This window comes from Segeticoccus rhizosphaerae, assembly GCF_009192725.1.
In the GTDB taxonomy this organism is placed as follows: Bacteria; Actinomycetota; Actinomycetes; order Actinomycetales; family Dermatophilaceae; genus Segeticoccus; species Segeticoccus rhizosphaerae.
On record NZ_VOHR01000258.1, the window covers coordinates 1 to 5464 of the forward strand.

6 protein-coding genes are annotated in these 5464 nt (G+C 71.5%); 4 read left to right on the plus strand and 2 right to left on the minus strand.

Going from position 1 to position 5464, the window contains the following annotated elements:
- Positions 1 to 142: 142 nt before the first annotated feature.
- Together FRW57_RS16570 and FRW57_RS16575 are read right to left on the minus strand one after the other, a co-directional pair.
- Entirely contained in the window at positions 143 to 526 is a 384-nt protein-coding gene (locus FRW57_RS16570) for a YkvA family protein (protein WP_137120125.1), read from the minus strand.
- Between the two features lie 84 nt (positions 527 to 610).
- Positions 611 to 1297, minus strand: a complete 687-nt coding sequence (locus FRW57_RS16575) for an EcsC family protein (protein ID WP_238384488.1) — start codon at positions 1295 to 1297, stop codon at positions 611 to 613.
- A gap of 254 nt (positions 1298 to 1551) precedes the next feature.
- Between FRW57_RS16575 and FRW57_RS16580 the strand changes: the two genes are divergently transcribed.
- The 4 genes from FRW57_RS16580 to FRW57_RS16595 all read left to right on the plus strand — a co-directional run.
- A complete protein-coding gene (locus FRW57_RS16580) occupies positions 1552 to 2430 on the plus strand; it encodes a sulfurtransferase (RefSeq protein ID WP_137120124.1) in 879 nt (292 codons plus the stop codon).
- A gap of 103 nt (positions 2431 to 2533) precedes the next feature.
- Positions 2534 to 2971 (plus strand): SufE family protein, encoded by a 438-nt coding sequence (locus tag FRW57_RS16585; protein WP_137120274.1) that lies wholly within the window; start codon positions 2534 to 2536, stop codon positions 2969 to 2971.
- Between the two features lie 36 nt (positions 2972 to 3007).
- The gene (locus FRW57_RS24805) at positions 3008 to 4000 is read left to right on the plus strand and encodes a hypothetical protein (protein WP_203230376.1); all 993 of its coding nucleotides are present in this window, start codon (positions 3008 to 3010) and stop codon (positions 3998 to 4000) included.
- A gap of 66 nt (positions 4001 to 4066) precedes the next feature.
- The coding region (locus FRW57_RS16595) for a DNA polymerase (RefSeq protein WP_238999467.1) at positions 4067 to 5464 on the plus strand (1398 nt) is incomplete at its 3' end.

The window sequence follows — 5464 nt, forward strand, 5'->3', positions numbered from 1 at the left end:
CCGCTGGTCCCATCCCCGCCCCGGAGCCGGTCGACCCGCCGGAGCCGATCCGGCCGAAGGACCCGGGCACGCCCGGTCTGTAGCGGCGGGCCGCCCCCTGCCGGGCCTTCGGGGCAGCCGCCCAGGAGCGTGCGACGCGGGGTCAGCCGATCACGTCGCCGGGCACCACGTCCGGTGCCCGGCGATGTGGTCGCGTGCCCTCCCAGGCGAGGAAGTCCTCGGTGAGGTTGACGACGGTGACCGCGACCCAGCCGACCACGACCGCGTCGTCGCCGAGCCCGAACACGCCCAGCACCGCCTCGGGCATCAGATCGACCGGTGACACGACATACGCCACTGCCCCCAACAGGATGAGCAGCTCTCGCACCGTGGCACCGCGGTAGTCGCCGCGCACGGTCGCGAGGGTGAGTCTCGGCAGCGCGGCCACGCGGGTCAGCAACCCCGGTGAGCCGGCCCGGGTGCTCGCACGCACGGCGGTCACCAGCGAGCGCAGGGCGTCCCATCGCAGCCAGGTGCTCGAAGCCATCGCGGCCCTCCAGGGTTCTCGTCGGGCACGTGCCGCGCCCGTCGCCTCACTCCAACGTCCGGGCGGAACGGACCATTCCTGTGCTCAGCGGTGGAGCGGCCGCGACTTCGGCGGGAACTCGTGCTTGGTGTGATCGGCTATCCGGTGCAACAGGTAGGTGTCGAGCCCGGCGCCCACCACACCCCCGACCAGCGGCACGGCCTTGCCGAACCGGGTGAGGGCCTTCTTGCCCACCTGGCTGACCAGCCGGAAGCCGACGCCCTTGTTGATCGCGAGCATCACCGGCCCGGGGAGCCGCTCGGCTGCCAGGCTGGACAGTCGGCCCGCGGGCACGACACCCACCTTCTGGAGCAGGTCGTCGGCGTCCGCGCCGACGAGGGCGAGCAGGATCGCCGAGCGCACCTCCGGTCGGCGGATGTCGTAGCCACGGACGGACGCCACGGCGGCGACCATCCTGGTGGCCACGAGGTAGAACTCGAGCACGTTCGCGGGCAGCGCCACCGGCATGGTGACCAGTCCTCCGATGCCGGTGAGGAATCCGCCCGCCGCGGCCAGCTTGAGGTGCGAGTTGACGATCGCGTCGATCGCGCGGTCCGGCTCGGGGTGTTCCCCGGTCGCCACCGACGCGATCTTCTCGGCCGAGTCGAAGCGGCCGGCCCCCTCGATCCCGACGTGCAGCAGCTTCTCCACCAGTCCGGTCGCCGCCGGAGCCATGCGCTCGTTGCTCTCGTCGGCGTCTGCTTCGTCCTGGTCCGAGCCGAAGATTCCCACGTGTGCCCTCCCTGTCGCCGTCGCCCCATCCTGCCAGCAACCCGCCGCCGGGCCGGGAGGGCGACACGCGGGAGCACCGGTATGCCGTCCTCGCCGGCGGGCGCGTATGGGCACTGACGGGAGCTGATGGGCACTAACGGGCCGGACGGCATACCCCGGCCTGCTCGGGGGTTGTGATGGGTGAGTATTCCTTGCGTGGGACGATGCAAGCAGTCGCGTCCTCACGACTGATCCCTCATGGAAGGTTGCCTGACATGCCCGTTGTAGCCGACGATTCCGCGAAGTTCACGGCATACGCCCACCCCGAGCGTCTCGTGTCCACCGACTGGCTCGCCAAGCATCTGGGCGAACAGGGCCTGGTGGTCGTCGAGTCCGACGAGGACGTCCTGCTCTACGACTCCGGGCACATCCCCGGCGCCGTCAAGGTGGACTGGCACACCGACCTCAACGACCCGGTGGCCCGCGACTACGTCGACGCGACGCGGTTCGCGCAGGTCATGGGATCGCGGGGCATCGGTCGGGACACGACCATCGTCGTCTACGGGGACAAGAGCAACTGGTGGGCGGCCTACGCGCTGTGGGTCTTCAGCCTGTTCGGGCACGAGGACGTGCGGCTGCTCGACGGAGGTCGCGCCAAGTGGATCGAGGAGGGACGCGAGCTGACCCGCGAGGTCCCCACCCCGACGCCGGTCGACTACCCGGTCGTCGAGCGCGAGGACGCGCCGATCCGCGCGTTCAAGGACGAGGTGCTCGAGCACATCGGCAAGCCGATGGTCGACGTGCGCTCCCCGGGCGAGTTCTCCGGGGCGCTGTTGCACATGCCCGACTACCCGCAGGAGGGTGCCATGCGCGGAGGGCACATCCCGGGTGCGAAGTCGGTGCCGTGGAGTCGTGCCGCGGCCGAGGACGGCACCTTCAAGGACCGCGAGGAGCTCGAGGCCATCTACCAGGGCGAGATCGGTCTGTCGGCCGACGACGACGTCATTGCCTACTGCCGCATCGGTGAGCGCTCGTCGCACACGTGGTTCGTGCTGACCCACCTGCTGGGGTTCGGCTCGGTGCGCAACTATGACGGGTCGTGGACCGAGTGGGGCAACGCGGTGCGGGTGCCGGTGGAGCGGGACGTCAACTGAGAAGGGCTTACGCGTTGCCCACGAGTTGAGGACGGAAACGATGGCAAGAGAAGGCGGTTGATCGGCTGTGACCCAGCTCAACACCACTGACCTGCCCGAGCCGATGGCCCAGCTCGTGGAGGACTTCCACGCGGTGGAGCCCAAGGACCGGCTGCAGCTGCTGCTCGAGCTGAGCGACGAGCTCCCGAGCCTGCCCGAGCGGTATGCCGGCCACCTCGACCAGCTGGAACAGGTGCACGAGTGCCAGTCGCCGCTGTTCCTCCTGGTCGAGGTCGAGCCCGCCACTGACGGTGGAAACGCCGAGGACCGCACGGTCCGGCTCTTCTTCGACGCACCCAAGGAGGCGCCCACGACCCGTGGCTTCGCCGGCATCCTCCACGAGGGTCTCGACGGTCGCAGCGTGGCCGAGGTGCTCGCGGTGCCGGACGACGCGCCGCTGCGTTTCGGCCTCGCCGACGCCGTCTCACCGCTGCGGATGCGGGGCATGGCGGCCATGCTCAGCCGGATCAAACGGCAGGTGCGGCACAAGTCGATGTTGTGAGGCTTCGGCGGTTTCGGCATGCAGTAGGTTTCCGGCATGGGGAATCGCATGGGGAATTCAGCGACGCAGGACGCCCGGTTCGGTGGTGCGTGGTTCGCGTTGGCGGCCGTCCTCGTGGTGGTGGGAATCGTGTTGCTCGTCCTCGCGCTGGTCACCTCCGGGTCGCCGACCATGTCGGCCTACCAGCCCGGCGCGCAGGTGCACTCCAGGAGCCAGGGCTTCTCGGTCTACTCCAAGGATCAGGGCGTCCGCGCCGAGAGTGTCTGCCGCGCCAAGGGTGACGGCGGGATCGACCAGGTGTTGCTGCGTCCGACCGGCGAGTTCAAGGTCGAGACGGGCGGCACCTCCTACTACGAGGTGGCGCGCAGCAACGAGGCCCTCGCCGCCGGGACCTACACGGTCATCTGCGCCGACAACCAGGGCGCGGTGAGCGACCTGTTCATCGGCCCACGGGCGAACCACGCCGTGGGCGGTCCGCTGTCGTCAGGCACGTATGTCGGGCCGATCCTCATCCTGCTCGGCCTCATTGCCGCCGCGGTCCTGTTCTTCCTGCGCCGCACTGCCTCCGCGGCCCCGGCGCAGGCGCCGGCCGGATACGGCGGTTACCCCCAGCAGACCTACGGTCAGCAGGGCTACGGCCAGCATGGGTACGGCCAGGTCGGGCAACCGTACGGACAGTCGCCGTATGGCGGGCAGCCCTATGGCCAGCAGGGTGGGCAACCGTACGGCCAGCCCCCGCAGCAACCGTATGGCGGGCAGGGCCAACGCGGTGAGGGGCAGTCGACCTACGGGCACCAAGGCTACGGCCCGCCCCCGTACGGTCAGGGGAGCCAGCAGGGCTACGGGCAGCAGGGCTACGGTCGGCCCGGCAGCGAGCGGGCGGGCAATGCCCCAGACCAGGCCGATCCCTTCGACCACCCCACGACGCGGTCCCCCGTCCGGGGTGAGCCCGCCGAGTGGGGCGAAACCATCCGCACCCACGCCGACGAGCAGAGCGGCGAGGAGCCTCCCGCCCCGCCCGCGCGCTGAACCGCGACGGAGCCCCGAGACCGCCGACGCCGCTTCGAGCCGGTCGTGTCACCCCGGTGCGGTTGGATGAGTGACATGGCCGTCGAGGGAGTGCAGGCGCCTCTCGGCGCCGACCTCGCGTCCGTCGCGTTCGGCCCGCACCATGCGGCCGTGCGCTGGTCGGACGGCGCCCGGACCGGCAGCGTCGAGCAGATCGTCTCCCTCGTCGGTGAGCTGGAGGCCTCCCACCGGCCGCGGTGGGTCTGGTGGGCCGCTGACCCGCACGCGGTCCCGCTGGTCTCGGCGGGCCTGGCTCTCGGGCGATGCTGGGACCTCGCGGAGGCCCACCGCATCCTCGCCGGCGGGTGGGAGGCCGACCCCGGTCACGTGTGGGCACGGGCGCACGGTCTCGATCCTGCGGCCGCTCCCCGACCAACGGCCGGTGACCTGTTCGACTTCACCTCACCGACCGAACCCGGCCTCACGTCGTCGGCTGCCGCAGCGGGGGCGACGAGGGCCGACGGGCACCTGCACCCCGAGGTCCTCTCCCCGGACTTCCTGGGCACGCCCGACGGGGTGTCGACGGTGGCCGACCTGGCCCTACGCGCTGCGGTCGCCCAGCGAATCCTGTTGGCGCAGCGGCACATCCGAGCCGTCTCAACGGCATACTCGGAGTCGGCCGCCGCGCTCCTGTGTCTGGAACTGTCCCGCGACGGCCTCCCGGTGCACCGCCAGACCCTCGAGTCGCTGATCGCGGCGGCGGCGGGTCCGCGTCCGGAGTCGGAGCGGCACGCCATGGAGATCCGCCGCGAACGCGACCTGCAGGTGCTGCGGCACGTCCCCGGGCGGGAGTCGACGGATCTGCGCAACCCGGTCCACGTGCGCGAGCTGCTGCGCGCCGTGGGCGTGGTCGTGCCGGACACCCGGGCGTGGCGACTCGAGCCGTTCCGCGCAACGCATCCCCTGGTGGAGGCCCTCCTGCAGTGGCGAAAGGCCGAACGCATCGCCACCACCTATGGATATGCCTGGCTGGCCGCGCACGTGGGGCCGGACGACCGGTTGCGTGGCGGGTGGACCGCGTGCGACGGGGCGGCGGGCCGGATGACGGCTCAGAACGGCCTGCACAACCTGCCCGCGCCGCTGCGCCCCGCCGTGGCCGCCCATCCCGGACACGTCTTCGTCCGTGCCGACCTGGGCCAGATCGAACCCCGGGTGCTCGCGGCCGTCTCGGGTGATCGACGGTTCGCGGCCGCCGCCCAGTCGGACGATCTCTACGCCCCCGTGGCCGCCGATCTCGACGTGGACCGGCCGGTGGCCAAGGTGGCGGTGCTGGCCGCGATGTACGGCCAGACCAGCGGACCCGCCGGCGAGGCGCTGCGGGGGATGGAGCGCTCCTACCCGGTCGCGTTGGCCTACCTGCGGTCGGCGGCCGATGCCGGTGCGGCAGGCCGCGCCGTGCAGACCTACGGCGGCCGCCGCGTCCCC

Bases quoted from the DNA above. Each gene is read 5' to 3' on its own strand.
- FRW57_RS16570 (WP_137120125.1), bottom strand. From the start codon at position 526: ATGGCTTCGAGCACCTGGCTGCGATGGGACGCCCTGCGCTCGCTGGTG.
- FRW57_RS16580 (WP_137120124.1), top strand. From the start codon at position 1,552: ATGCCCGTTGTAGCCGACGATTCCGCGAAGTTCACGGCATACGCCCAC.
- FRW57_RS16585 (WP_137120274.1), top strand. From the start codon at position 2,534: ATGGCCCAGCTCGTGGAGGACTTCCACGCGGTGGAGCCCAAGGACCGG.
- FRW57_RS24805 (WP_203230376.1), top strand. From the start codon at position 3,008: ATGGGGAATCGCATGGGGAATTCAGCGACGCAGGACGCCCGGTTCGGT.